This window comes from Actinomadura viridis, assembly GCF_015751755.1.
Taxonomy (GTDB): domain Bacteria; phylum Actinomycetota; class Actinomycetes; order Streptosporangiales; family Streptosporangiaceae; genus Spirillospora; species Spirillospora viridis.
The window spans coordinates 3,750,778-3,776,246 of record NZ_JADOUA010000001.1 but is presented as its reverse complement, the minus strand read 5'-3'; the positions used below and the strand labels follow the sequence as shown (position 1 = coordinate 3,776,246).

23 protein-coding genes are annotated in these 25,469 nt (G+C 73.9%); 16 read left to right on the top strand and 7 right to left on the bottom strand.

From position 1 onward, the window contains the following. Window position 1: 1 nt before the first annotated feature. The gene (locus IW256_RS17065) at window positions 2–1,255 is read left to right on the top strand and encodes a DUF1266 domain-containing protein (protein WP_197011931.1); all 1,254 of its coding nucleotides are present in this window, start codon (window positions 2–4) and stop codon (window positions 1,253–1,255) included. A gap of 13 nt (window positions 1,256–1,268) precedes the next feature. On the opposite strand, the gene add is transcribed toward IW256_RS17065, so the two are convergent. Continuing rightward, the gene (gene add / locus IW256_RS17060; RefSeq protein WP_307828918.1) at window positions 1,269–2,300 is read right to left on the bottom strand and encodes an adenosine deaminase; all 1,032 of its coding nucleotides are present in this window, start codon (window positions 2,298–2,300) and stop codon (window positions 1,269–1,271) included. 79 nt (window positions 2,301–2,379) lie between these two features. On the opposite strand from add, the gene IW256_RS17055 reads away from it, so the two are divergent. Further along, the gene (locus IW256_RS17055) at window positions 2,380–3,426 is read left to right on the top strand and encodes a helix-turn-helix transcriptional regulator (protein WP_197011930.1); all 1,047 of its coding nucleotides are present in this window, start codon (window positions 2,380–2,382) and stop codon (window positions 3,424–3,426) included. Between the two features lie 38 nt (window positions 3,427–3,464). On the opposite strand, the gene IW256_RS17050 is transcribed toward IW256_RS17055, so the two are convergent. The 3 genes from IW256_RS17050 to IW256_RS17040 all read right to left on the bottom strand — a co-directional run bounded on the left by IW256_RS17050 (window position 3,465) and on the right by IW256_RS17040 (window position 7,042). Continuing rightward, the gene (locus IW256_RS17050) at window positions 3,465–4,445 is read right to left on the bottom strand and encodes an SDR family oxidoreductase (RefSeq protein WP_197011929.1); all 981 of its coding nucleotides are present in this window, start codon (window positions 4,443–4,445) and stop codon (window positions 3,465–3,467) included. A gap of 161 nt (window positions 4,446–4,606) precedes the next feature. Continuing rightward, window positions 4,607–4,756, bottom strand: a complete 150-nt coding sequence (locus IW256_RS17045; RefSeq protein WP_197011928.1) for a GPGG-motif small membrane protein — start codon at window positions 4,754–4,756, stop codon at window positions 4,607–4,609. Window positions 4,757–4,846: 90 nt separating this feature from the next. Further along, window positions 4,847–7,042, bottom strand: a complete 2,196-nt coding sequence (locus IW256_RS17040) for an anthranilate synthase component I (RefSeq protein WP_197011927.1) — start codon at window positions 7,040–7,042, stop codon at window positions 4,847–4,849. Between the two features lie 431 nt (window positions 7,043–7,473). Between IW256_RS17040 and IW256_RS17035 the strand changes: the two genes are divergently transcribed. From IW256_RS17035 to IW256_RS16980, 12 genes are all read left to right on the top strand, one after another. Then, window positions 7,474–7,704, top strand: a complete 231-nt coding sequence (locus IW256_RS17035) for a DUF3311 domain-containing protein (RefSeq protein ID WP_197011926.1) — start codon at window positions 7,474–7,476, stop codon at window positions 7,702–7,704. A 3-nt stretch (window positions 7,705–7,707) separates the two neighbouring features. After that, a complete protein-coding gene (mctP, locus tag IW256_RS17030) occupies window positions 7,708–9,318 on the top strand; it encodes a monocarboxylate uptake permease MctP (protein WP_197011925.1) in 1,611 nt (536 codons plus the stop codon). Window positions 9,319–9,690: 372 nt separating this feature from the next. Next, window positions 9,691–10,797 carry an endonuclease/exonuclease/phosphatase family protein gene (locus IW256_RS17025; protein WP_197011924.1) on the top strand — a complete coding sequence of 369 codons (1,107 nt, stop codon included), beginning with the start codon at window positions 9,691–9,693 and terminating at the stop codon, window positions 10,795–10,797. Continuing rightward, window positions 10,794–11,741 (top strand): DUF6772 family protein, encoded by a 948-nt coding sequence (locus IW256_RS17020; RefSeq protein WP_197011923.1) that lies wholly within the window; start codon window positions 10,794–10,796, stop codon window positions 11,739–11,741. The genes IW256_RS17025 and IW256_RS17020 overlap by 4 nt, the downstream gene beginning before the upstream one ends. Before the next feature lie 26 nt (window positions 11,742–11,767). Beyond that, entirely contained in the window at window positions 11,768–12,124 is a 357-nt protein-coding gene (locus IW256_RS17015; protein ID WP_197011922.1) for a hypothetical protein, read from the top strand. A gap of 9 nt (window positions 12,125–12,133) precedes the next feature. Continuing rightward, a complete protein-coding gene (locus IW256_RS17010; protein WP_197011921.1) occupies window positions 12,134–13,636 on the top strand; it encodes an ABC transporter substrate-binding protein in 1,503 nt (500 codons plus the stop codon). A 36-nt stretch (window positions 13,637–13,672) separates the two neighbouring features. Next, the gene (locus IW256_RS17005) at window positions 13,673–14,872 is read left to right on the top strand and encodes a LacI family DNA-binding transcriptional regulator (protein ID WP_197011920.1); all 1,200 of its coding nucleotides are present in this window, start codon (window positions 13,673–13,675) and stop codon (window positions 14,870–14,872) included. Beyond that, entirely contained in the window at window positions 14,872–15,849 is a 978-nt protein-coding gene (locus IW256_RS17000) for an ABC transporter permease (protein WP_197011919.1), read from the top strand. The genes IW256_RS17005 and IW256_RS17000 overlap by 1 nt, the downstream gene beginning before the upstream one ends. Further along, the gene (locus tag IW256_RS16995; protein ID WP_197011918.1) at window positions 15,846–16,763 is read left to right on the top strand and encodes an ABC transporter permease; all 918 of its coding nucleotides are present in this window, start codon (window positions 15,846–15,848) and stop codon (window positions 16,761–16,763) included. Before IW256_RS17000 ends, IW256_RS16995 begins: the two co-directional genes overlap by 4 nt. 20 nt (window positions 16,764–16,783) lie before the next feature. Further along, on the top strand, window positions 16,784–17,941 hold the full coding sequence (locus tag IW256_RS16990; RefSeq protein ID WP_197011917.1) for an ABC transporter ATP-binding protein: 1,158 nt from the start codon (window positions 16,784–16,786) through the stop codon (window positions 17,939–17,941). Then, complete coding sequence (locus tag IW256_RS16985; protein WP_231403817.1) at window positions 17,938–18,987, top strand: ABC transporter ATP-binding protein; 1,050 nt, start codon at window positions 17,938–17,940, stop codon at window positions 18,985–18,987. The genes IW256_RS16990 and IW256_RS16985 overlap by 4 nt, the downstream gene beginning before the upstream one ends. A gap of 124 nt (window positions 18,988–19,111) precedes the next feature. Further along, window positions 19,112–19,645 carry a hypothetical protein gene (locus IW256_RS16980; RefSeq protein ID WP_197011916.1) on the top strand — a complete coding sequence of 178 codons (534 nt, stop codon included), beginning with the start codon at window positions 19,112–19,114 and terminating at the stop codon, window positions 19,643–19,645. 73 nt (window positions 19,646–19,718) lie between these two features. On the opposite strand, the gene IW256_RS16975 is transcribed toward IW256_RS16980, so the two are convergent. Then, on the bottom strand, window positions 19,719–20,090 hold the full coding sequence (locus tag IW256_RS16975) for a phosphomannose isomerase type II C-terminal cupin domain (RefSeq protein WP_307828917.1): 372 nt from the start codon (window positions 20,088–20,090) through the stop codon (window positions 19,719–19,721). 11 nt (window positions 20,091–20,101) lie between these two features. Then, entirely contained in the window at window positions 20,102–20,737 is a 636-nt protein-coding gene (locus IW256_RS16970) for a TetR family transcriptional regulator (protein WP_197011914.1), read from the bottom strand. 295 nt (window positions 20,738–21,032) lie between these two features. On the opposite strand from IW256_RS16970, the gene IW256_RS16965 reads away from it, so the two are divergent. Both IW256_RS16965 and IW256_RS16960 read left to right on the top strand, forming a co-directional pair. Then, entirely contained in the window at window positions 21,033–22,961 is a 1,929-nt protein-coding gene (locus IW256_RS16965) for an ATP-binding protein (RefSeq protein WP_197011913.1), read from the top strand. A gap of 36 nt (window positions 22,962–22,997) precedes the next feature. Continuing rightward, window positions 22,998–24,569 carry a type 1 periplasmic-binding domain-containing protein gene (locus tag IW256_RS16960; protein ID WP_197011912.1) on the top strand — a complete coding sequence of 524 codons (1,572 nt, stop codon included), beginning with the start codon at window positions 22,998–23,000 and terminating at the stop codon, window positions 24,567–24,569. A gap of 9 nt (window positions 24,570–24,578) precedes the next feature. Here the strand turns inward: IW256_RS16960 and IW256_RS16955 are convergent, their stop codons facing one another. After that, window positions 24,579–25,382, bottom strand: a complete 804-nt coding sequence (locus IW256_RS16955; protein WP_197011911.1) for an aminotransferase class IV family protein — start codon at window positions 25,380–25,382, stop codon at window positions 24,579–24,581. Between the last annotated feature and the right edge of the window lie 87 nt (window positions 25,383–25,469).

Genomic DNA, 25,469 nt, shown 5'->3' with positions numbered 1-25,469 from the left:
CATGACGATTCAGGCCGAGCTCGACCGGGCCAGGAAGTACGAGCGGCAGGGCAGGGCCGAGCTGGCCGCCACGGCGTACTCGCGGATCGCCGGGGCCCTGGAGGCGCGGGCGGACTGGGCCGCCGCGACCGCCGTGCGGGCCCGGCACGCCCGGGCGCTCCTGGACGCCGGGCGCACGGAGGAGGCGCTGCGGGTCCTGGCGGGCGCCGATCGCGCCGCGGCCGGGCTCGCCCCGCACGAGACCGGGGTACGCGCCGTCCTGGACGGGCAGGCGGCCCACGTGCTGGCCGGGGCGGGGCGGGCGGGCGAGGCGCGGGCCCGGGCGCTGGCCGCGATGGGCGGTTTCCGCGCCGCCGGGGACCACGGGCGGGCGGACCGTGCCGCGCTGCTGGCGGCCCGGCTCGCGGTGAAGGAGCTGGGGCATCGCGCGGCCGTCCCGGCACTGCGGGAACTGCTGGCCTCGGTCGGGCCGGACGGGGACGCGCACCGGCGGGTGGCCGCGCTGCTGGCGGAGGCCGAGCGGCGCCCCGACCGCGACCACGACGTCCTGGTCACCGACCCCGACACGGCGGCGTGGGGACGGCTGGCGGCGGCGCTGGCCGTCGGGGCGCACCTGGCGGTCTCCAACGGCGCCGCCTGGAACCTGCTGGACGGCCGCGACGAGGATCCCGGCGAGGTCCGGGAGCGGCTGGCCGCGAGCTGGGACGTGACCGGCGAGGCCGGCTGGCGCGAGCAGATCGACCTGCTGCTGGGGGCCGGGAACAGCGACCCGGCCGTGCAGGCCGTCCTGGACCGGCGCGCCGGCGGCGCCGACGAGTACGCCTGGCAGGAGGCCATCGCCGTGTGGTGCGGGGAGAAGGGCCTCTCCGCCGAGACCACCACGGCGCTGATCGGCCTGTCGACGCGGATCCTGCGGTACGAGGCCCGCTTCCGCAAGGACGGCCTGCTGGCGCCGGGCGAGCGGGTCTCCAGCGTGTTCGGCTACGACTTCGGGCGCGCGGTCAACATGGCCCGGTGGGGGCTGAACGCAGGGTACTGCGACACCGAGACCGCCACCGAGTGCGTGCTGCGCGCCGGGCGGCTGGCCCACAGGTTCTACGGGTCGTGGGCGGAGTTCTCCGCCGGGTACACGCTGGGCCGGATGCTGCGGTTCGACGACGGGGAGTTCGGCGAGTGGTACGACCGTTCGCTCATCGCGCACCGCGTCCTGACGGACGACCCGGGCAGCCCCTGGCGGATGCTCGCCTGGGGCTGACCCGGGCCGGTGCTCACGCGGCGGGCAGCGCGTCGATCTCGTCCAGGACGGCCTGCTTGCCGGCGCCGTCGAGGGAGGACGCGATCACGGCGTTGCGGGCCAGGGCGGTCAGTTCCGCGCGGCCGAGCCCGAACGCCTCCGCGGCGGCGCGGTACTCGCCGTTGAGCGTGGTGCCGAACATGGGCGGGTCGTCGGTGTTGAGCGTGACGAACAGCCCCTCCTCCAGCATCCGCGGCAGCGGGTGGTCGGCCAGGGAGGCCACCTGGCCGGTGCAGACGTTGGAGGTGGGGCAGACCTCCAGCGGGATCCGCGTCTCGCGCAGGTGGGCGACCAGCCGCGGGTCCTGGACGCAGCTGATGCCGTGCCCGATGCGCTCGGCGCCGAGCCCCTCGATCACCTCCCAGATCGTCTCCGGGCCGGTCATCTCGCCGGCGTGCGGGAGGCTGCGCAGCCCGGCCTCGCGGGCCGCTCGGAACGCGGCGCGGAAGTCGTCCCGGTAGGGCGGGCGGACCTGCTCGATGCCCGCCAGCCCGAAGCCGACCAGGGCGCGCGGCGGGTGGCGGAGGGCGTGCTCGGTGGTGGCGGCGGCCCCCTCCGTACCGAACTCTCCGGGGATGTCGAAGATGTAGGCGATCCGGACGCCGTGGCGCTCGCGGGCCTCCTCCACGGCGCGGTCCAGGGCCTCGGTCACCGCGGGCATCGCCATCCCCGCCCGGTGGTGCGTGTAGGGGGTGACGGTGATCTCGGCGTAGCGGACGTTCTGCGCGGCCAGGTCGCGCGCGGTGCCGAGCACGAGGGTGGCGACGTCGTCGGGGGTGCGGACGAGGCTGGAGACGGCCTCGTACACCTCGGCGAAGTGCGGGAAGTCGCGGAAGGTGTAGAAGCCGCGCAGCTCCCGCTCGTCGGTGGGCACCGGCCCGCCCGGATGGCGGCGGGCCAGTTCCAGCACGGTGGCGACCGAGGCGGAGCCCACCAGGTGGACGTGCAGCTCGACCTTCGGCAGGGCGTCGATGAACGCGTGGAGCGGTGTGATCGTTGTGGACACGCGGCGACGCTAACAGCGGCTTCGTCCCGGACGACAGCGAAACCGGCGGTACCTGACACAAGAATGTCAGAATGCTGCCATGCGTGCGTCCCGGCTGATATCCCTGGTCCTCCTGCTGCAGTCGCGGGAGCGGATGACCGCCGCCGAGCTGGCCCGCGAGCTGGAGGTCTCCGAGCGGACCGTCTACCGGGACGTGGAGGCGCTGTCGGCGGCCGGCGTCCCGGTGTACGCCGAGCAGGGCCGGGGCGGGGGCTACCGGCTGGTCGGCGGCTACCGGACCCGGCTGACCGGCCTCAGCCGGGAGGAGGCCGAGGCGCTGTTCCTGTCCGGCCTGCCCGGACCGGCCGAGGACATGGGGCTGGCCGACGCGGTCGCGGCGGCGGAGCTGAAGGTGCTGGCCGCGCTGCCGGCCGCGCTCCGGGACGCCCCGGAGCGGACCGGCGGGCGTTTCCATCTGGACGCGCCGGGCTGGTTCGGGGAGTCGGCTCCCCCGCCGGTGCTGCGGGAGCTGACCCGGGCGGTCTGGCGGGACGAGGTCGTCAGGTTCCGCTACCGCCGCGGCCGGGAGGAGACGGTCGCCCGTACGGTCGAGCCGTACGGGCTCGTCCTCAAGAACGGCACCTGGTACCTGGTCGCGCGCGTCCCCGCGGAACCGCGGCCGGACGCGCGGCCCGAACCGGGACCGGACGCGCGGTCCGGCGAGCGGCGCGGGGGGCGACCGGGCGGGGGCCACCGCACCTACCGCGTCGACCGGATCGCCGACCTGCGCCCGGGCGGGGAGCGGTTCGACCGCGACGAGGGCTTCGACCTGCCCGGATACTGGGCGGTGCAGGCGGAGGGGTTCCTGCGGGCGATGTTCCGCGAGGAGGTCACCATCCGGCTGAGTTCCCAAGGCAGGCGGATGCTGCGGTACGCGGTCGAACCGTCCGCCGCCCGCCGTGCCCTGGAGGACGCCGGCGCGCCGGACCCGGACGGCTGGGCGGTCACGACGCTGCCGGTGGAGTCCCTCGCCGTGGCCGGTACCGAGCTGCTGAAGCTCGGCGCGGAGGTCGAGGTCCTCGATCCCCCCGGCCTCCGCGCCATGATCGCCGAGACCGCCGCCCGGGTCGCCGCGCTCTACCGTTGACGCGCTCCCCGGCCTGAAAGGCCGGGGAGCCGCCCCGTCTACCGGTAGCCGGTGACGTCGGCGGGCTTGCCCGGCCACTGCACCTCGGTGACGTACCTCCAGGCGTCCGGCCTGCTGCCGTCGGTGTCGGTGAAGCCGTAGACCTTGGCCAGCTCACCGCTGGACACCGACCGGCCGTTCCAGCGGGCCCGGTCGGGGTCGGCGGCCAGGGCGGCGGCGGCGCGGCCGACGAAGGCGGGCGACTCGGAGATCGCGAAGTGCTCCTCGACGCGGGTGCCCTCCTGCCAGTTCTCCTCGGTGACCCCGAAGTTCTCCAGCATCGCCTCCGAGCGCAGCCAGCCCGGCGACAGGGTCAGGGCCGTGCACCCGTACGGCTCGACCTCGTGGGCCAGCGCCAGGCCCATCCGGATCGCCGCCATCTTCGCCAGGTCGTAGAAGAAGCCGACCTCCCAGCGGTACGCGGCGTTGGTCTCGGCGGTCCCGTCGGTCATCTCGATGACGAGCCCGCCGGGGTTCCTGATCAGCAGCGGGAGGGCGCGATGGCTGGTGATGGCGTGGGTGTCGATGCCCAGCCTCAGCATCCGCAGCCCGTCCTCCAGGGGGAGGTCCCACATCTTCGTGCGGAACCGGGTCATGTGGTCGCCGCCCCAGACGTCGTTGACCAGGACGTCCAGGCGGCCGTGGTCGGCATCGATCCGGGCGACCAGCCGTTCCACCTGGGCGGGGTCGAGATGGTCCACCGCCACGGCGATCCCCTCGCCGCCCGCCGCGGTGACCAGTTCGGCGGTCTCCTCGATGGTCTCGGGGCGGTTCACCTCCGACCGCCGCTCGCGGGTGGTGCGGCCGGTGACGTAGACGGTGGCGCCGGCGGCGCCCAGTTCCACGGCGATGCCGCGGCCCCCGCCGCGGGTGGCCCCGGCGACCAGGGCGATCCTCCCGGCCAGCGGCCGGTCGCCGGCGGGCGCGGCGGCGTGCCCGGTGTCCTGCGTATCGGTTCGTTCGGTCTGCTGTTCGCTCATGAGAGCGATGCTCGCAGCCAAACCTGACAACCGATGGCATGGTTGCGCCCGGACTTCCCAAAGGCGTTGTTCCCGGCGGCCGCCGCGAGAGGGTGACATGGCGCCCGCCCGGGCCGTCGCCCGGGCGGGGGTCCGATGGGGGGTGAGGGTCTGGGGAAGGCTCAGGGGTTGAAGATGCTGACGCCGCCCGGCCCCACCAGGAAGCCGAGCACGATCAGGACGATCCCGAAGATCAGGTCACGCCGGGCCAGGATGACGTAGATCCCGGCGATGATCAGCGCCACCGCGATGAGCCAGAGCAAGGTAAGCATGGTCGCGGGGTCCCCTCCCCCGCGACCCGCAAACGGACGCCCCCTTCTGGATGTCCGAAATTACCTATTTGTTATCTCTCTGCGTCCGTCTCACGGCGCGGCCGGCGTGCGGCACAGCCGCAGCGCGTTCGCCACGATCCGGTGCCCGGCCCGCCCGGTCGCGGTGAGGATCGACTCGGGATGGAACTGCACCGCCCAGCGCCGCCGGTCCGGGTCCTCGATGGCCATCACCACGTCCCCGGTCAGCGCGGTCACCTGGAAGCCCTTCACCTGCCCGGGAGTGGCGTGAAGGGAGTGGTAGCGGGCCGCGGTGAACTCGTCGGGCAGCCCTTCGAACAGCTCGCCCCCCGCCACCTTGACCCGGCCGGGCTTGCCGTGGGACGGCTCGGGCAGCAGGCCCAGCTCGCCCCCGGCGTGCTCCACCATCGCCTGGAGCCCGAGGCACACGCCGAACGCGGGCAGGCCGCGCTCGTCGAGGGCGTCCAGCAGCGCGCCGGTGGCGAAGTCCTCCGGGCGTCCCGGCCCCGGGGAGAGCACCACCAGGTCGGGAGCGTGCTCGTCCAGCATCTCCACCGGGAAGCCGTGCCGCAGCGTGACCACCGCGGCGCCGTGCTGGCGGAAGTAGTCGGCGAGGGTGTTGACGAAGGAGTCCTCGTGGTCGACCACCAGCACCTTGAGCCCCTCACCGCAGCGTTCCGCCTCGGTGACGGGCGCCGCCGCGGGCCCGGCCCCGGGCTCGTGCCCGCCGGCCTCCAGCTCGGCCTGGGACTGGGCGAGGGCCTGGAGCAGCGCGCTCGCCTTGAGGTGGGTCTCCCGCTCCTCCTCGTCGGGGTCGGAGTCGTACAGCAGGGTCGCCCCCGCCCGGACCGTCGCGATCCCGTCCCTGATCTGCGCGGTGCGCAGGGTCAGCCCGGTGTTCATCGACCCGTCGAAGCCGACGAACCCGACCGCCCCGCCGTACCAGCGGCGCGGCGCGTCCTCGTGGTCCTCGATGAACTGCATCGCCCAGGTCTTCGGCGCGCCGGTCACCGTCACCGCCCACATGTGGGTGAGGAACGCGTCCAGCGCGTCGAAGCCGGGCCGCAGCCGCCCCTCGATGTGGTCGACCGTGTGGATCAGCCGCGAGTACAGCTCGATCTGGCGCCGCCCGAGCACCTTGACGCTACCGGGCACGCAGATCCGCGACTTGTCGTTGCGGTCCACGTCGGTGCACATGGTCAGCTCGGACTCGTCCTTGGCCGAGGACAGGATGGCGCGGATCTGCTCGGCGTCCTCCAGCGCGTCGGCGCCGCGCCGGATCGTCCCGGCGATGGGGCAGGTCTCCACGCGGTCGCCGTTGACCCGCACGAACATCTCCGGGGAGGCGCCGACCAGGTACTCGCCCTCGCCCAGGTTGAACAGGAACTCGTAGGGCGCCGGGTTGGTCTCGCGCAGCCGCTCGAAGAAGGCCGCCGGGGAGTCGCAGCGGCCGAACATCGCGTGACCGGGGGTCACCTCGAACAGGTCGCCGCGGACGAACTTCTCCTTGGCGTTCCGCACCATCCGCGCGTACACGCCCGGCACCGGCTGCGGCGGCAGTTCCGCCGGGGGCCGCACGGGGGTCGGCTCGGTGGCGCGGGGCAGCCCGGCGGTGCCGCGCCCGTCCACCACGAAGTCGTAGGACATCCGGTGCGAGGTCTCCCGCTTGCGGTCGACCACGATCATCTCGTCGGCCAGGTGCAGCACCAGGTCGCGCTGGTCGGCGGGGCGCTCCAGGCGGGTGCGCAGCGGCTCGAACTGCAGCGACAGGTCGTAGCCGAACGCGCCGTACAGCCCCAGGTGGGGGTCGTCGCAGCGGAAGAGGTCGATGACGGCGCGCAGGGCGGTGAAGACGGTGGGCTGGCGGCTGCGCTCCTCCTCGGTGAAGAACCCGGTGGCCGCCGGCACGAACACCTCGGTCAGGCCGGGCTCGTCGGCCCGCGTCTCGCCGGCGCCGCGCAGCACCGGCGCGACCGCGGCCAGCACCACCCGGCCGCGGTCGTTGAGCGCCCGCGCGGCGACCGTGCGGCCGCGCGCGACGATCTCCAGGCAGGGGTCGAGGTAGGCCATGTGCCAGCGGCTGTAGCGGCCGGGATACTCCATGCCCGAGCTCAGCACCCCGCCGCGCCGCTCGCCGACGGCGGCGACCAGGGCGTTCAGCACGTCGGACCTGCGCTCGGAGTCGACCGGCGTCGCCGTACGGATCACCCGTACGCCGCCGGCGGTCGTGAACTCGCTGGCCTGCGATTGTTCTGGGACGGTCTCCACCGCGGTGGCCCCTCGAAGATCGGGCCCTCTACCCCTGGCCGCGACACGCGACGACCGCCGGGTGAGGGCGGTCGCCTGGATGTCGGAACAGCTCGAACCGGCGCCGCCTCAGCGGCGCCACCACCACAGGGACGGGTGGGTCACGGTTCGCATGCGCCGAGCGTACCCGGCCCCGGCCCCGGGGACCAAGCCCGCCGGGCCGGCGGGACCGTCCGGCCGGCACCCCGCGCGCGACGAAAGAGCAGGTCAAGGGTACGGGGCGGGCGGCCAAGCGAGTGGAACGATCCACCCAAGTCGTGCCGCGTCCGAGATCGGCCTGTGACCCGCCCGGGGGTAGGCTCGCGCCGCCTCACCCCTGGCCGGCCGGTGGCGTGGAGACCACCGGCCGCGTGTTGGACTGCGCGCGTGCGCGTGACGAGGAGGACTCCCCTATGACCTCGAACTCCGATCGACCCCCGCCGAAGACCCCCCGCTCCGACCGCAGCCCCTGGAACTGGCTGCTGATCGTGCCGGTCGTGATCCCGCTCCTGACCTTCCTGTTCAACCGGGACACGCCCCGGGTGGCCGGCTTCCCGGCCTTCTACTGGATGCAGTTCCTGTTCATCCCGCTGGGCGTGGCCTGCACGGTGATCGTCTACCGCATGACCAGGAAGCGGGGCTGAACCGTGTCGACCGAGCATCTGACCGAGATGATCATCTTTGCCCTGCTGTTCCTGCTGGTCAGCGGGATGGGCTTCGTGGCGGCCCGGTGGCGCCGCCCGGAGACCATGGACAGCCTGGACGAGTGGGGCCTGGGCGGCCGCAACTTCGGCAGCTGGATCACCTGGTTCCTCATCGGCGGCGACCTCTACACCGCCTACACCTTCGTCGCCGTCCCCGCCCTCGTGTTCGGCGCGGGCGCGGCGGGCTTCTACGCCGTCCCGTACACCATCGTGGTCTACCCGCTGGTGTTCCTGGTGCTGATCCGGCTGTGGTCGGTGTCGCACGTGCACGGCTTCGTCACCCCGGCCGACTTCGTCCGGGCCCGGTTCGGCTCGCCCACGCTGGCACTGGCCGTCGCGGTCACCGGGATCGTGGCGACCATGCCCTACATCGCGCTGCAGCTGGTCGGCATCGAGGCGGTGCTGAAGGCGATGGGCGTGCACGGCCATCTGCCGATCATCATCGCGTTCGGGATCCTGGCCGCCTACACCTACCAGTCCGGCCTGCGGGCGCCCGCGCTGATCGCCTTCGTCAAGGACGTGCTGATCTACCTGGTGATCATCGTCGCGGTGCTCTACATCCCCAGCAAGCTGGGCGGCTGGGGGAACATCTTCGACTCGGCCCAGGCCAAGTTCGAGAAGACCCCCGCGCCCTCCGACGGCGTCCTGCTGGACGGCACCAACCAGCTCAACTACGCGATGCTGGCGCTGGGCTCGGCGCTGGCGCTGTTCCTCTACCCGCACAGCATCACCGGCGTGCTGGCCAGCAAGAACCGCGACGTGATCAAGCGGAACATGTCCGCGCTGCCCGCCTACAGCTTCGTGCTGGGCCTGATCGCGCTGCTGGGCTTCATGGCCATCGCCGCCGGGGTGACCCCGGTGACCACCGACGGCAAGCCCGACACCAACACGGTGGTCCCGCTGCTGTTCGACCAGATGTTCCCGAGCTGGTTCACCGGCGTCGCCTACGCGGCCGTCGGCATCGGCGCGCTGGTGCCCGCGGCGATCATGTCGATCGCCGCGGCCAACCTGTTCACCCGCAACATCTACAAGGAGTACATCCGCCGGGACGCCACCGAGAAGCAGGAGGCCACGGTCAGCAAGCTGGTCTCGCTGGTGGTCAAGGTCGGGGCGGTGGCCTGCATCCTGCTGCTGGACCCCGAGTTCTCCATCGACCTCCAGCTGATCGGCGGTGTGATCATCCTGCAGACCCTGCCGGCGGTCGCGCTGGGCCTGGTGACCCGCTGGTTCCACCGCGGGGCGCTGGTGGCGGGCTGGGCGGCCGGCCTGCTGACCGGGCTGTGGATGCTCTACCAGATCCCCAACCCGGCCAAGGGCAAGGAGCACTTCGGCGGCTCGGCCTACAAGCTGAGCGAGCTGGGCCTGGACACCAAGATGACGGTGTACGTGGGCGTGCTCGCGCTCACCGTCAACCTGGTGGTGGCCGTCGCCGGCACCTTCGTCTGCCGCGCGGCCAAGCTCGCCGACGGCCCGGACGCCACCCGCCCGGACGACTACACCGCCGACGAGGGCGACCCGAAGGTCAAGGAGATGGAGCTGTCCGGCAGCACCTGATCCCCTCTCCCCCGCCCCCGCCCGTCCCTGCGGCACGCGGGTGACCTCCGAGCCGGCGGCCCGGCCACGTCATGTGGCCGGGCCGCCGTGCGTTCCCACGCTTCTCCCGGCGGTCCGGCGGCCCTTTTCACGGCCCTTCTCACGGCCCTTCCGTACGGCCCTTCTCACGGCGTCGCCGCCGCGCCGGCACGGCGCCGTCACGGCGTGACATCCCACCCTTCCCGGCCGGATCCACGACGCGATCGTCGGCCGGCCCCGCCCTGAAGTTCCCATCTTTCGCTTCCCACCCCTTGACAGCGAGCTGTGCCGGGGCGCATCCTCAACGCTAACGTTAACGTTAATGTGACGCAGCCTACAGGAAGGCCCCCCGGAATGAGCTTGGCTCGTTCGACCACGAGCACGGCAGGAGTGCTCCTCGCCGCCGCGGCGTGCGCGGCGCTCCCCGCCGCGCTCGGCGCCCCCGCGAGCGCGCGGGCCGCCACCGGCCCCGCGGCGCGCGGGATCGACGTGCGGATCGCGACCTACAACACCTGCGGTCACGGCTGCCTGCCCACCACCCAGGAATGCGTGGACACCATCGGACGCGACTGCGCGACCAAGCTGGAGCCCTGGGCAGGCGGACGGGCGGCCAAGGTCGCCGACGACATCGCCCGCGCCCGCGCGGGGGTCGTCGTCACCCAGGAGATCGGCAACAACCCCACGCCCGCCCAGCCCGGCGTTGACGTGGAGTCGTTCCGCGCGCCGCTGACCGAGGCGATGAAGGCCAGGGGCTACGCCGAGGCCCCCGCGGACTACGCGGGCACCCGCCATCCTCAGTACGGCTACCCGCTCAAGTCCGGCGCGGGACGGTTCACCTACTACGACGCCCGCAGGTTCTCCCACGTGGACGCCTCCGGCCGGGAGCTGCCGCGCGACCTGCTGTGGCTGCCGGACTCCACCGAGATCTACGGCAAGACGATGACCTGGAACACCCTGCGCGACCGGCGGACCGGCGGGCGGTTCGTGGTGGTCAACATGCACCTGGAGTTCCGCAAGAACGGCGCCACCGACCCCAACGGCTGGACCAAGAACTGGGACGAGGTCCGCTACGCCGACGCGCGCCGCACCGCCGAGCACCTCACCCGCGACAACCCCGCCACCCGCGACCTCCCGGTCGTCTTCGCCGGCGACATGAACTCCTCCTCCAAGGCGGAGGGGGCCAGCGCCTACGACGCGTTCGCCGACACCGGCCACCAGGACGCCCGCGAGCTGGCGCCCGAGCCGCGCCGGGCCGGGACCGAGTACGCCTCGTTCAACGGAGGGAAGATCCCCCTGCCCATGGGAGACAAGATCGACTACGTGTTCGTGAAGGCCGGGACGACCGTGCGCCAGTGGACGCTGGTCCCGCAGACCGAGGCCGCGGCCGGCACCCCGTGGGACCTGCTGCGCTCCGACCACAACCTGGTCCACACCACCGTCCGCGTGGGGGTGGCCCGATGAGCGACGTCACGGCCGAGGGCCTCACCGCCGCGCTGCGGCACGCCGACCCGGCCCTGTCCCGGTTCAACCCGCTCAAGCGCATCCTCGTGCACGACGACTTCAACAGCGGCACGCACGGCTGGATCGAGCTGCTGGGCAACTACGACGGGCGCGGGAACCTCGACACCGTCGACGACCACATGCGCGACTTCCGGCCGCCGCAGCTCAGCTCGTGCAACTTCTTCGACGTCGGCACCCACGGGGCCATGTCCGGGACGTACGCGCTCAAGGTCGCGACCCGTCCCGTCGCCGGGCACACCGGGGTGGCCATCCGGCGGCTGACGATGGCCGGGCGGGGGCGCGTGCAGTTCGAGACCTACCTGACGTTCAAGAGCGAGGCGCACTCGGCGGAGAACCAGGCGGCCGTCAAGGCCGGCGGCGGGGAGTGGGACGCCAACTTCCACCCCTCGGAGAACCAGTTCGGCGCGTTCACCGTCGCCACCGACATCTGCGACGGCGTGCGCTACCACTGCGTGGCCCGCTACCTGAACACCGGCCTGGACAACGCCCCGCGCCGCGAGTGGGTGTACCCGACGGTTCCCGAGCCGACCCCGCGCGAGCACTTCGAGGGCAAGATCAAGCTGCCGCCGACCGCCGACTTCACCGCGCCCGAACCCGACCACTGGAAGCCGTTCGGCGGCCCGCAGGAGCTCTGCTACAACGAGGTGCCGACCAAGGTCAACTGGCACTACCTGCGCTGGGTGATCGACACCGGGACCCGCAGCAACGTCGAGCTCCAGCTCAACGACACCGTCTACGACATGCGCGACGTGCCCGTCCCCCCGTACGACGAGGAGTACGGGTCCCTGCAGAACCTGCTCAACTTCTACGTCTCCGTCCGCACGCACACCGACGTCCGCAACTTCCTGTACCTGGACTCGGTGCTGATCTCGGTGGACTGGTGAGCGGACCGGTGAGGAGCCCCACGAACATGCGTCAGTCGTTGACCGCCGTCCTGGAACGCAACCGCACCCTGTCGGGCGAGTTCGCGACCGAGCCCTACGAGGTCGCGTGGGCCGCCGAGGCACGGTGGTTCGTCCGTACCCTGGAACGCTCCGGCGCGGGCGCCCGGCTCAAGGTGACCACGCAGGTGTCCCCGGACGGGCTGCACTGGTGCGACCTGGAGCCGGAGCGCGAGGTGGCCGGGGAGCTGGAGACGTGGACCTCCGCCGAGTTCGGCGGCTGGCTGCGCCTCAAGGGCACCGTCGACCCCGGCGGCGCGCCCGCGGAGGGCACGGGCGGGCCCGCCTCCGTCAAGGTGATGATCTATCTCGCCCTCAAGAGCTGAGGTGCCGCCATGGTGATGCGCAGGCGCGAGTTCCTCACCCTCGCCGGGCTGGCCGCCTCCAGCGTCCTGGCCGGCGGCTGCTCGGCGGGCGGCGGGGCGCCCGGCGGGTCGCTGCGCGCGGCGTTCGGGCAGCCGGTCACCGATCTGGACCCCTACAACGCCGGCACCGCGGTGGACGAGGCGTCCCTGATCGTCAAGCGGCTGGTGTTCGACACGCTGGTCCGCCGCGAGGGCGACCGCCTGGTCCCGGGCCTGGCGGCGCGGTGGCGGCGGCAGGGCGACACCACCTGGGTGTTCGACCTGCGCGAGGGGGTCCGCTTCCACGACGGCACCCCGCTGACCGCCCGGGACGTGGTGGCGTGCCTGAAGCGGACGCAGGAGGTGAAGTCGGCGCAGAGCTCCCTGTGGGTGCCGGTCAAGGCGGCCCGCGCGGACGGCGACCACACCGTCGTCTTCGAGACCGACGGGCCGCTGGCGACGCTGCCGGTCAACCTCACGCTGCTGTTCATCGTCCCCGGGCGGCTCGTCGCCGACCCCGAGCAGAAGCGCCGCCCGGTCGGCTCGGGACCGTTCCGCGTCACCGGCTTCACCCCGTCGACCAGCGTCGAGCTGGCCCGCTTCGACGGGTACTGGAGCGGGCCGCCGGCACTGCCGGGCATCTCGATGCCGTTCATCGCCGAGACCTCCAGCGCCATCACGGCGCTGCGCAACGGCGACATCGACCTGCTGTGGCCGGTCCCGCCCGACCAGCTGCCCGAGGCGCGCGGCGACGGCGTGGACGTGCGCACCGTGCCGAGCTGGACGTACTACCTCACCTGGTTCCACTGCGGCCGGGCGCCGTTCACCGACCCGCGGGTGCGGCGGGCGATGTGGCAGGCCCTGGACCTGGAGGAGATCGTCGGCAGGCTGTTCGGGGCGGGCGCCGAGCGGATGCGGGCGCCCATCCCCGCGGGCGTGTTCGGGTTCGCCGAGCAGCGGCCGTACGCCCACGACCCGGCGGCGGCGCGGCGGGCGCTGCGCGACGCCGGGCTGGGCGGCGGCTTCACGACCTCGATGATGTGGTTCGACGCGACCGGCCCGCTGGCCCGCGAGCTGGCCCAGACGATGATCTCGTCCTGGGCGGAGATCGGGGTGACGGTACGGCCGCAGAGCATCGAGAAGGCGCAGTGGCTGCAGCGGCTGAACTCCCTGGACTGGACCATGGAGCTGCAGACCAACACCGTCACCACCGGGGACGCCGCGTTCACCCTCGGCCGCCTCTACACCTCGAAGGCGAACCGGATGGGCTACAAGAACGCCGAGCTGGACGCGATCCTGGCGGCGGCGGGCCGGGAGACCGGGGAGGCGCGCCGGCGGGAGCTGTACGGCCGCGCGTGCGCCATCATCTGGGACGACGCGGTCGGCGTCTTCCCCGCTGCCCTGACCACCGCCTACGGGCTGCGGTCGGAGCTGTCGGGGTTCACCCCGGCCGCCGACAACCAGCCCGACCTGTCCGCGGTCAGGAGAGGGTGAGGCCGTGCGTCCCGACGACACTCCGGGGAGGACCCCATGACTCCGCGCCGCAGGGCGACCCTGCGCGACATCGCCGCCGCGCTCGACCTGTCGGTCAACACCGTCTCGCGGGCGCTCGCCGGCAAGGACGCGGTGAGCGAGGAGACCCGCGAGCGGGTCCGGCGGGAGGCCGACCGGCTCGGCTACGTGCCGAACACGATGGCCCGGTCCCTGGTGCTGCAGAACGCGATGACGATCGGGCTGGTCATCACCAACCCGTCCAACCCGTTCTACGCCCGGCTGATCAGCGCGATCGAGGAACGCGGCCGGGTCCACGGCTACTCGCTCATGCTGATGGTCACCGAGGACAGCGTGGACAACGAGCGCCGCGTCGCCGAGGAGCTGATGCGGTGGGGCGTGGACGGGGTGCTGGCGGTGCCCGTCCAGCACGGCGCCGAGCACTGGGAACGGCTGCGCAAGTCCGGCACGCCCGTCGTCCTGGTCAACCGTGACCTGCCCGGCATGGAGGCCGACCTGGTCGGCGTCGACTACTACGACAGCGCGCGGCGCGCCACCGAGCTGCTGCTGGCCGGGGGCGCCCGCGAGCTGTACCTGGTCGAGGAGGACCTGGACATCTCGCCGGTGGCCGAGCGTGTCCGCGGGTTCCGGGCGGTGCTGGACGAGCACGGGATCGCCGTCCGCGACGACCAGATCATCAAGGTGCCGACCCGGCGCCGGGAGTCCAGCTCCCAGCCCTGGGACCCGGTCGACTCCTACGCCATCGGCCGCAGGCTGGCCGGTCACGCCGGGCCCGGCAGCGCGGTCCTGGCCGGCAACGACTACTTCGCGCTGGGGGTGTACCGCGCGTTCACCGAGCACGGCCTGCGGATCCCCGAGGACGTCGCCGTGGTCGGCCACGGCGACCACCCCTTCGCCGCCTACCTCGCCCCGCCGCTGACCACCGTCCGGCTGCCCGCCGCGCGGGTCGGGGCCACCGCCGTCGACCGGCTCCTGGAACGGATGGCGGCGGCCGCGCCGGGCGAGGGCCTCGGGGGCGGCGCGCAGACCACGCTGCTGCCCGCCGAGCTCATCGTCCGCGCATCGGCCACCGGCCGCCCCGCCCGGTCCCCCGCGTCCTCCGACCCCGCGTCCCCCGACCCCGCGTCCCCCCACCTCGCATCCCCTGACCCCGCATCCCCTGACCCCGCATCCCCTGACCCCGCATCCCCTGACCCTGCACCCCCGGAGTCATCCTGATGGGACGCTTCCTGCTCAACCGCGCGGGCCAGGCCGTCGTCGTGGCCCTGGGCGCGATCAGCCTGGTGTTCATCGTCGTCCGGGTCGTGCCCGGCGACCCCGCCACGCTGATCCTCGGGCCGGACGCGAGCGCGGCCCAGCTCGCCTCCGTCCGCGCCGACTTCGGGCTCGACCGGCCGCTGTGGCAGCAGTACCTGACGCACATGGGCGAGGTCCTGCGCGGCGACTTCGGCGAGTCCTGGCGGCTGGGCGGCGGCGCCATGGCCGCCGTCCTGGACCGGTTCCCGGCCACCCTGACGCTGGCCACGCTGGCGCTGCTCATCACCCTGGGCGCCGGATTCCCCCTCGGCATGGCCTGCGCCCGCCGCCCCGGCCGGGTGCTGGACCTGCTGGTGTCCACCGGCTCGCTGGTCGGCCAGGCCATCCCCTCGTTCTGGCTGGGCATCGTGCTCATCCTGATCTTCGCCCGGGAGCTGCACTGGCTCCCCAGCACCGCCGGAGGCGGCCCCGAGGCGGTGATCCTCCCCGCGGTGACGCTGGCGCTGCCGTTCGTCGGCTGGCTGGCGCGGCTGGTGCGCAACGGCGCCCTGGAGGAGATCGCCAAGGACTACGTCCGCACCGCCCGCGCCAAGGGCACCGGCGAGGGCGCGGTCATGTACGCCCACGTGGCCCGCAACATCGCCGTGCCCGTCGTCACCGTCCTCGGGCTGCTGATGGGCAACTTCATCGCCAACGCCGTCATCGTCGAGGTGGTCTTCTCCTGGCCCGGCCTCGGCTCGCTGATGGTGGACGCCATCACCTACCGGGACTACGCGGTGGTCGAGGCGGCGATCGTGACGATCACGCTGTCGTACATCGCGCTGAACCTGCTCGTCGACGCCCTGTACACGGTCCTGGACCCGCGCCAGCGGACCGGCACCGCGGGCCGGGCGCGGCGGCGCGGGCGCAAGGACATCACCACGCCGGAGAGCGCATGAGCATCACCGCGACAGCCCCCACCCCCTCCTCACCCGCCCCGTCCCCCGACGACGACGCCCTGCCGCGCGGGAACCGCGCGAGGCTGCGCGACCGGCTTCCCGCCCGCGCGTGGGTGGGCGCGGGCGTCCTCGTCCTGTTCGTCCTGGCGGCCGTCGCCGGGCCGCTGATCCACCCCTACGACCCGGTCGCCACGGACCTGGCGCACCGGCTGCTGCCGCCCGGATCCCGGACGGCCGACGGCATCGCCTGGCTGGGCACCGACCAGCTCGGCCGCGACATGCTCGCCAACCTGCTCGCCGGAAGCCGGGTCTCGCTGATCGTCGCGGTGGCGACCGTCGCGATCGGCGGGGCCGTGGGCCTGCTGGCCGGGCTGGCCTCCGGCTACTTCGGCGGCCCCCTGGACACCGTGCTCTCGCGGATCGGCGACGTCCAGCTGGCCTTCCCCTCGATCCTGCTGGCGATCCTGATCGCCGGGGTGCTCGGGCCCAGCATCACCAACATCGTCATCACCCTGGCCGTCACCCGGTGGGTCATCTTCGCCCGGGTCGTCCGCGCGTCCGCGCTGGCCACCCGGGACCTGGAGTTCGTCGACTCGGCCCGGGTGCTGGGAGCGGGCCACGCGCGCATCCTGTTCCGGCACGTGCTGCCCTCCTGCTGGCAGCCGCTGCTGGTCGCGGCGACCGTCCAGATCGGCCTGACCATGGTCGCCGAGGCGTCGCTGAGCTTCCTCGGGCTCGGCATCCCGGCGGACGCGGCCTCGTGGGGCGCGACCGTCTCGGCCGGGCGCGACTACCTCGGCTCCGCCTGGTGGATCTCCACCATGCCCGCACTCGCCCTGGCGGCCGTCGTCACCGGCGTCGGCATCGCCGGCGACGCGTTCCGCGACGTCGCCGACCCGCGCGCCCAGATCTGACCGGGAGAGGCACCCACCCCATGATGACAACCGCCACCCACCCCGCTCGGAAACCCCCCGGCGCCGGCGGCGAGGTCGCCGCGCGGCTGTCGGACGTCCACATCGGCTTCGGCTCGGGGCGGCGCGCCACCCCGATCGTCCGGGGCGTCGACCTGGAACTGCGCCGCGGCCGCGTCCTGGCGCTGGTCGGCGAGTCCGGCAGCGGCAAGAGCCTCACCGCGCTCAGCCTCATCGGCCTCCTGCCGCCCGGCGCGGCGGCCACCTCGGGCACCATCACCCTCGGCGGCCGGGACGTCGCCGGGTTCTCCGCCGCGCGCTGGCGGGAGGCGCGGGGACGGGAGGTCGCGATGGTCTTCCAGGACCCGATGGCCGCCCTCAACCCCGGCTTCACCGTCGGCCGGCAGGTCGCCGAGCCGTTCCGCCGCCGGCTCGGGGACGACCGGCGCACCGCGCGCGCCAAGGCGGTCGCGCTGATGGCCGAGGTCGGCATCGCCGACGCCGACGCCCGGTTCGACGCCTACCCGCACGAGTTCTCCGGCGGGATGCGGCAGCGGGCGGTGATCGCGATGGCGCTGGCGCTGGGCCCGCGGGTCCTGCTGGCCGACGAGCCCACCACCGCGCTCGACGTCACCGTCCAGGCCCAGATCCTGCGGCTGCTCGCGCGGCGGCAGCGCGAGGCGGACCTGGCGACGCTGCTGGTCTCGCACGACCTCGGGGTGGTCGCCCGGATCGCCCAGGAGGTCGCGGTGATGTACGCGGGGCGGGTGGTGGAGCGCGGGCCGCTCGACGCCGTCTACACCCGTCCCGCGCACCCGTACACGCTCGGGCTCCTGCGCGCGGTGCCCGACGCCGAGACCGAGGCGGGCGGGCTGCGCCCCATCCCCGGGCAGCCGCCCGACCCGCGGCGGCTCCCGGGAGGGTGCGCGTTCCACCCCCGCTGCCCGTTCGCCACCGGCCGCTGCCTGACCGACGACCCGCCGCTGGTCCCGGCCGGCGCGGAACGCGCGGTGGCCTGCCACAACACCGCCGCCGTCCTCGCCGAGACGGCCCCGGGCGGGCGCGCCGGGGAGGCGGGCGGCGCGGACGGCGGCAAGGACGGCGGCGGGGAGGGCCGCGCGGAACGGCGCGGCGGACAGGAGCCCGGCGGAGCCGGCGAGCGGACCGAGGAGGCGCGATGAGCACCGTGACCGAGACCGGCGGCGAGGTCGTGCTGCGGGTCAGCGGCCTGGAGGCCGGGTACGAGCACCGCGGCGGCCGGGGGCTGGGGCGGCGGCGGGTGCGCGCCGTCGCCGGCGTCGACCTGGCCGTCCGGGCCGGGCGGACCCTCGGCGTGGTCGGCGAGTCCGGCTGCGGCAAGTCGACGCTGGCGCGGGCCATCGTCGGGCTGCGCCCGGCCTTCGCCGGATCGATCGAGTTCGCCGGGCACGACCTGGCCGCCATCTCGCCCCGGCGCCGCCGCGGCCTGAGCCGCGACCTGCAGATGGTCTTCCAGGACCCCTACACCTCGCTCAACCCGCGGATGAGCGTCGCGTCGGTCATCTCCGAGGGCTGGCGCGTCCATCCCGGGATCGTCCCCCGCGCGCGGTACGACGCGGAGGTCGCCCGGCTGCTCGACCTGGTCGGGCTGCGCGCCGAGCACGGCTCCCGCCACCTGCACGAGCTGTCGGGCGGGCAGTGCCAGCGTGTCAGCATCGCGCGGGCGCTGGCGCTGCGCCCGCGGCTCATCGTGTGCGACGAGGCCGTCTCGGCGCTGGACGTGTCCGTGCGCGCGCAGATCCTGAACCTGCTGGCCGGCCTGCAGTCCGAGCTGGGCGTCGCGTACCTGTTCATCTCCCACGACCTGGACGTGGTGCGCCACATCGCCCACGACGTCGCGGTCATGTACCTGGGGACGATCGTGGAGCACGGCGCCGCCGAGGAGGTCTTCGCCGATCCCCAGCACCCGTACACGCGGGCGCTGCTGTCGGCGGCGCCCTCGGTGCACGACCGCCCGGACCCGGCCGGCGGCGACGCCCCGGGCGAGATCGTGCTCGGGGGCGAGGTGCCCTCGCCGGCGGCGCCGCCGAGCGGATGCCGGTTCCGCACCCGCTGCTACATGGCCTCGGACCGCTGCGCGGAGGAGGTGCCGGAACTGGTGGTGCGGGGCGGCCTCGGGCATCCGGTCCGGTGCCATTTCGCGGACGCGGCGGGCGGCACCGCGCCCCGGCCGGCCCTGTCCCGGTAAGAGTCGGCAAAGATCGTCCCAACCTCGCCTCGACCGGGGGTCACCGGGGAATCACCCCGTGCAGCGACGCCCATTTTGCCCGTGATGTCAGGAACGGCAGGGCGGCGGCGGAGGGGAGGTGCGCATGCGCGTCGCCGCACGGGCCGCCCACACCGCCGCCCACGCCGCCGCGACCGCCGCCGGGGTCGTCCTGGCGACGGGCGCGCTGTCCGCCGGCGTGCCGTACGGGGCCCTGGCCGCCGCCGGCCCCGGCGGCCTCGACATCGACCCGGCGCCCGGACCCGCCGGGCGCTTCCTCACCGTGGCCGGGGGCTGCGAGACCGACGACCACCATGTGGCCGTCACGGGCGCCGCCCGCGGGACGGGGGCGGTCACCGACGGCTGGTTCAGCGTGCGGGCGCGCGTCGTCCCCGACATGCCCGGCCTTTACCGGCTGGACGTCAGGTGCGCGGGCTCCGGGCTCACCCGGGCCGCGACGTTCCGGGTGGCGGGGCCGCCGCCGGACGGCCCGGAGGCGCGCGGCCGGGTCCGGGCGGGCGGCTCGCCCGCGCAGGGCCGCGACCTGGCCTGGCCGGTGACGGGCGTGGCGCTGCTGGCCGGCGCGGCCGGGGTCGGCCGGGCGCTGCTGCGGCACCGGGCGGCCCGCGAGCGCCCGTGACCCTGGCCCGCGGCCTGCTCCCGCCGGCCCCGCCGGCCCCGCCTCGGGGCGGAGCCGGCGGGAACGAGGGGCGTTACGCGCGGCCGTAGGAGTCTTCGAGACGCTCGATGTCGTCCTCGTCGAAGTGCCCGAAGGCGATCTCCAGGACCCGTACCGCCGGGCCGGAGGATCCCAGCCGGTGGGTGTCGCCGGCGCGGATGAGCACGCGCTCGCCCACCTCCGGCTCGATCCGCCGGCCGGCCACCTCGAACACCGCGCCCGGGTCGAGCGCCACCCACAGCTCGTCGCGGTCGCGGTGGCGCTGCAGGCTGAGCCGCTGCCCCGGCTCCACGTGGATCAGCTTCACCGTGGAGGGCTCGTTCAGCGTGAAGCGCTCGAAGATGCCCCAGGGCCGCCGCTCGGTCTCGACGGAGGGTTCGGGCCTCAGGTGGGTCTGCACAGTCACCTCGGAGATCGTCATTCGTGGAACAGCCCGACGACGCCGTCGGCGGAGGCCGCGGGCAGCCCGGCCAGGATCAGGTCGGCCAGGCTGTCGACCACCACCTCGCGCGGGACCTCCCCGGCGTGGTCGAGCCACCAGTCGCCGGCGGTCTGCACCATGCCGACCACCGCGTGCCCCCACACGTAGGCGCGGACGCGGTCCGTTTGCGCGCCCTCGGCGAGCATCACCTCGGCCAGTTCCCGGCTCACCCCGCGGATCATGGTGCTCATCGCGCTGTGGGTGGCCGCGTCCTCGGCGCTGGCCCGGTGCATGAGGAACCGGTAGAGGGCGAGGTTCGCCGAGATGGTGGCCAGATAGGTGTCGATGGTCGAGCGGGTGCGGGCGCGCACCGAGCCGGAGCGGGAGAACTCCGCCCTGATGCCCTCCACCAGCTTGCGCGTGTGCCGTTCGGCCAGCGCCTGGTAGAGCCCGCTCTTGTCGCCGAAGTGCCGGTACAGGATCGGCTTGCTGATCCCGGCCTCGGCGGCGATCGCCGCCATCGACGCCTCCGGGCCCTCCCGCTGGATCACCCGGTCGGCCGCCTCCAGCAGGGCGCGCCGGCGGCCGGGGTCACGACGTGACCCCGCCCTCGTCGCACCCGTCGTCGTCATGGGCAGAACCGTACGCTACCGGGACGCGGAACCCGTGCTCGGGCACCGTTCATGATCGCTCCCCTCGGCGGCACGGCGGCCCGGCGGCCACTCATCGACGTTGCGTCCAATACCGGCCGGTCCCACTGTACGGCCCCCTGCCCGCACGGCCTCCGGGCGGGGCCGCCCGTCCGGCTCCGGCCGCGTCCGACTGTGACATTCGACCGGTAATCCGCGGGCCGCACGCGTACCCTTTCCTGACTCGGAGGGCCGGGCGGCGTCCGGGTGACGGGATCCGAGCGACGGGAACGGTGCGATGCGACTCCACGGCCGCGACAACGCCATCGACCTCGTCCGGGATTTCATGGACCGGAGCGGCGGCCCGCCGCCCGCCGCCGTGCTGGTCTTCACCGGCCCGCGCGGATGCGGCAAGACCGCCCTGCTGACGACCCTCGCCGAGGAGCACCTCGACCAGCACGTCCCCTACGCCTTCATCGACTTCGCCGCGCTGGAGCCCGGTGGCATCCGCGGCGTGCTCGACCGGCTGGTCTTCGAGCTCAACCGGGAGTGCGCCGCGTACGGGCGCATCGCCTTCCCCCGCTACATCGTCGGCCGGATCGTGCTGTCCCTGGACACGGCCGCCGCGGACCCGGCGCAGGTCCGCGCCCGGATCGACGGGGTACTGCGGCAGCACCGCCCCGACCAGGTCCTCGAACCGATCATCCAGGACGTGGTGGGCACCGTCCTGGCCGCGGGCAACGTCCCCCAGGCCCTCGCCCAGCCCGTCGCGGCGGCGCTGCTGGCCGGGGTGACCACGTGGAAGGGCCGCCGGCAGAACCTCGCGCCGGGCCGGGACTGGTACGGCCACCAGGACCTCGGGCTCGGCCACGATCCTCTCGACGACCTGGCCCTGCTCAACCACCGGGCCCGTAACATCGACCACGGCGACAACCGCGAGCAGGTGGAGAGGCTGCTGCTGGCCGCCTTCCTGGCGGACCTGCGGCACGGGTTCACGCGGACCCGCTACAACTGCGCGGTCTTGCTCGACAACGCCGACGAGCCCCTGGGCCGCCAGTTCACGCGCGCGCTGGTGCGGCTGCGCGAGCAGCACGCCGGGAACGCGCCCGGCGACCCCGACCCGATGACGGTGGTGGCCACCAGCCGCGGCTCGCTGGTCGAGCTCCTCACCGGCCGGGCCGCCGAGATCCCCACCATCGAGACCGCGAGCGTCGCCGACCACCGGCAGCGGCGCGCCAGGCTGCACGGCGACCGCCGGCACTGGTACCTGGTGCGGCTGACCGACCTCGACCGGGCGCACGTGCAGACCATGGTGGACACCTGGGCTCCCGAACGCGGGAACCCCCATCACCTGGCGCTGGTCGTGCACGGCCTCACCCGCGGCCACCCGGCCGCCGCCGACATCCTGGTGCACTCGTTCGCGGCCGAGCCCCGGAACGCGATCGAACCGCGCGAGAGGCTGCGCGGCAGGGCGCCCGGCGACGCGCGCGGCGCCGAGACGGTCCTGGAACGGCTGGAGCGAGCGCTGCTCGGCGAGCTCACAAGGTCAGGCCCGCTGGTGGACGACCTGGTGACCTGCTCCCCGGCCACCGACCTGAACGCCGCGGTCCGGCTGATCACCCGCGGCGGGCTTCCGGGCGCGGCCGACCCGGAGGCGGTGACCCGCTCGGGCGTCTGGGTGCCCGCCGGGCCCGGCGGCACGCTGGTCATGCTCCCGGTGCTGCGGCGGATCCTGCTGGAACGGCTCGCCGAGCGCGGCGAGGGCGCGCCCGCCGGCTGGGAGGCCGTCCACACCTGGCTGCGCCGGGACGCCGCCGAACGAGGCGATCCCGCCGGGGAGCTGCACCACGCCCTCGCCCTGGGCGATCTCCAGCACGTGGCCGGGGAGCTGACGGGCCGGCTTCGCGACACCCCCGTCAAGGACTGGCTCCGCCTGCTGCGCGCCGTGGTCGCCGCCCCGGTCGCCGGGCCGGCGGGCCCGCCGAACGAGGCGATCGCGCGGCTGACCGCGTGGGCCGACCCCACCGAGCGTCCCGGCTCGGCGGTCGCCCGGCTGGTCGCGGCGCTGTGGCTGGCCACCGACCCGCTGACGGGCGCGCGGCGCGCGGAACTGCACACGATCGTCCGCAACGAGTACGTGGCCGTCGCCCCGTTCTCCCCTGACGGCCTGATCAGGCTCTACAGCGAGGCCGACCGCCATCTCGGCCTGGCCGAGCTCTGGAGATGACGCGCCCGCGGGCGCACGACCGGTGAGGAGTCCGCCGTGAGCGATCAGCACGACCGCGACCGGGGCCGCCGACAGGGCCCGGCGGGCCGGTCCGCCTTCTCGGGGCCGCGGCGGCGCAGCGTCTTCGACACCGGCAGGCCGTGGCCGCGCCGCCACCCCAAGGCGACCGCGCTGCTCGCCGTGCTGGCCCTCGTGATCGTCGCCGCGGTGGGATGGGGCGCGGTCGAGCTGTCGGGCCCCGATGAGTGCGCCGACGGCGTGCGGCGGGTCACGGTGGAGTTCTACGGCGAGAAGCGGGAGGAGTGCGTCGGGGTCACCGCCACCTACGCGTTCGACTCGCGGTACGAGCGGCTGATGCGGCGGATCGAGGCCGAGAACGAGTTCGCGGCGAAGGGCACGCACGTCACGGTCGCCTACCTCGGCCCGCTCACCCATCCCGACCCCCGCGTCCTGCACCGGCTGGAAGGCGCGGTCGCCGGCCAGCACCGGGCGAACCGGGAGGACCTGGTCGGCGACCGCCCGCGGATCCGGCTCGTCCTGGCCAACACCGGCAGCGACGCCGGCCAGTGGCGGCAGGTCTCGGAGACGCTCGCCGGCATGGTGGGCGGGAAGGACCGCCTGGTGGGCGTCGCCGGGGTCGGGCTGAGCCAGCGGCAGACCCTCCTGGCGGCCCAGCGGCTCAGCAGGGCCGGGCTGCCGATGGTCGGCGACATCGTGACCGCCGACATGCTCAACAAGAGCAAGGCCGACGGGCTGGCCCGGGTCAACCCGCGGGTCGACGAGGAGATCGCCGTGCTCGCCCGCCACGTGCGCGAGCGGACCAGGTTCCGCAAGGCCACCCTGGTCAGCCACTCCGATCCCGACGACTACTACACGGCGGCGCTGGCCGGCTCGTTCAAGACCCACCTGCGGGATCTGTGGAAGGCGGGCGGCTCGGCCGAGTACCCGTTCGGCAAGAACCCCGGCAACGAGTTCAGCGTGATCGCCGGGAACCTGTGCAGCGCCGACCGTCCCGACATGGTCTTCTACGCGGGCCGCGCGCTGGACCTGCCCAAGTTCATCGGCTACCTCAGCACCAGCACCTGCGGCCGCGACCCCATCACGATCGTGACCGGCTCCGACGCCGTCCTCCTCACGGTGGACGGCGCCGAGAACAAGAAGGCCCTCGACGCGCTCGCCTCCACCCAGAGACCCCTCACCCTTCTCTACACGCCGCTGGCCGAACCGTCCCTGCTCAAGGACGAGCGGCACAATCCCGACGCCGACCGGTTCCGCGCGTTCCAGGCCGCCTACGAGTCGATGGGCTTCGATCCGGAGCACCTGCGCACCGGCTGGGGCGTCATGGCCCACGACGCGATGCTCACGGTCACCCGCGCGATCCGCCTGGCCGCCGGCGCGGGGGGCGCGGTCCCCCGCCCCGGCAACGCCCGTTCGACCCTCTACCTGATCAACACCCCGAGCAGCGCGGTTCCGGGCGCCTCCGGCACGATCCGCCTCGATCCCACCACCGGCGACCGGGTCGGCCTCCGCCTTCCCGTCCTGCGGCTGCGGCCCGACCGCGGGATCGACTTCCTCGGCATGTACCCCTCCCCCGCCCGCACGGGCTGAGGCCGTGGCTCAGGGCGAGGTGAGCGGCTCGGCCTGGTAGGCCTCGTGGAGCGACTCCAGGAAGGACGGCGCCTGGGGCAGGGGGACGGACCCGATCCGGTGCACGGCCACGCCCGGCGTCCAGGAGTTCATGACCACGGCCCCCTCCAGTTCCGGCAGGTCGGCGAGGGTGATCTCCCGGTGGCGCTGGGGGACGCCGAGCCGCTCCAGCCTCCGGCGGACGATGCCCATCGTGGTCCCGGCCAGCATCCCGGCCACGGGCCACACCACGGCGGAGCCGTCCCAGAAGGCCAGATTCCAGATCGTCGCCTCGCTGAGCCGGCCGCGCCGGTCGACGAAGGCGGCGTCGTCGAACCCCTGGGCGACGGCCTGGCGGAGATAGTAGGTCTTGGCCACCTCACCGACGTGCTTCACCGCCGGGAGTGTCCGTTCGTACTCGACCGCCGCCAGCGCCAGCGGCCCCTCGGGCACGGACGCGGGCGGCCCGGTGCGGACCAGAACGTCGGGCTCCGCGTCGGCCCCCGCCGCGACGTCCCCGCCCGGCGGCACGTACATCGTGGCCCGCAGCGAAAGGTCGGCGGGACCGGCCTCTACCGCCGCCCGCAGGCAGGCCCGGACCCGGTCGCCGGGCATCGCCCGGCCGAACATCTCCACCGAGGCGGACCGGAGCCGCTCCAGATGGAGGTCGAGCCCCCGGACCCGCCCTCCGCGCACCTGCATGGCGGTGAAGTGGGCGTAACCCGCGAAGGCGAGCGGTCCCAGGTCCTCGGCGGTCGCCGCCCGGCCGTCGCGTTGAACGACGTAAGAGGTCACGCGTCCCTCCCGGTAAGGTGATCGGAAGCACGTTCGATCAGCGCACGAAATAGTTGCACACGCCCTATTTTGCGCGTGCCCGATACT

Coding starts and splice junctions, on each gene's coding strand:
- IW256_RS17065 (WP_197011931.1), top strand. CDS start 2: ATGACGATTCAGGCCGAGCTCGACCGGGCCAGGAAGTACGAGCGGCAG.
- IW256_RS17055 (WP_197011930.1), top strand. CDS start 2,380: ATGCGTGCGTCCCGGCTGATATCCCTGGTCCTCCTGCTGCAGTCGCGG.
- IW256_RS17050 (WP_197011929.1), bottom strand. CDS start 4,445: ATGAGCGAACAGCAGACCGAACGAACCGATACGCAGGACACCGGGCAC.
- IW256_RS17045 (WP_197011928.1), bottom strand. CDS start 4,756: ATGCTTACCTTGCTCTGGCTCATCGCGGTGGCGCTGATCATCGCCGGG.
- IW256_RS17035 (WP_197011926.1), top strand. CDS start 7,474: ATGACCTCGAACTCCGATCGACCCCCGCCGAAGACCCCCCGCTCCGAC.
- IW256_RS17025 (WP_197011924.1), top strand. CDS start 9,691: ATGAGCTTGGCTCGTTCGACCACGAGCACGGCAGGAGTGCTCCTCGCC.
- IW256_RS17020 (WP_197011923.1), top strand. CDS start 10,794: ATGAGCGACGTCACGGCCGAGGGCCTCACCGCCGCGCTGCGGCACGCC.
- IW256_RS17015 (WP_197011922.1), top strand. CDS start 11,768: ATGCGTCAGTCGTTGACCGCCGTCCTGGAACGCAACCGCACCCTGTCG.
- IW256_RS17010 (WP_197011921.1), top strand. CDS start 12,134: ATGGTGATGCGCAGGCGCGAGTTCCTCACCCTCGCCGGGCTGGCCGCC.
- IW256_RS17005 (WP_197011920.1), top strand. CDS start 13,673: ATGACTCCGCGCCGCAGGGCGACCCTGCGCGACATCGCCGCCGCGCTC.
- IW256_RS17000 (WP_197011919.1), top strand. CDS start 14,872: ATGGGACGCTTCCTGCTCAACCGCGCGGGCCAGGCCGTCGTCGTGGCC.
- IW256_RS16995 (WP_197011918.1), top strand. CDS start 15,846: ATGAGCATCACCGCGACAGCCCCCACCCCCTCCTCACCCGCCCCGTCC.
- IW256_RS16990 (WP_197011917.1), top strand. CDS start 16,784: ATGATGACAACCGCCACCCACCCCGCTCGGAAACCCCCCGGCGCCGGC.
- IW256_RS16985 (WP_231403817.1), top strand. CDS start 17,938: ATGAGCACCGTGACCGAGACCGGCGGCGAGGTCGTGCTGCGGGTCAGC.
- IW256_RS16980 (WP_197011916.1), top strand. CDS start 19,112: ATGCGCGTCGCCGCACGGGCCGCCCACACCGCCGCCCACGCCGCCGCG.
- IW256_RS16970 (WP_197011914.1), bottom strand. CDS start 20,737: ATGACGACGACGGGTGCGACGAGGGCGGGGTCACGTCGTGACCCCGGC.
- IW256_RS16965 (WP_197011913.1), top strand. CDS start 21,033: ATGCGACTCCACGGCCGCGACAACGCCATCGACCTCGTCCGGGATTTC.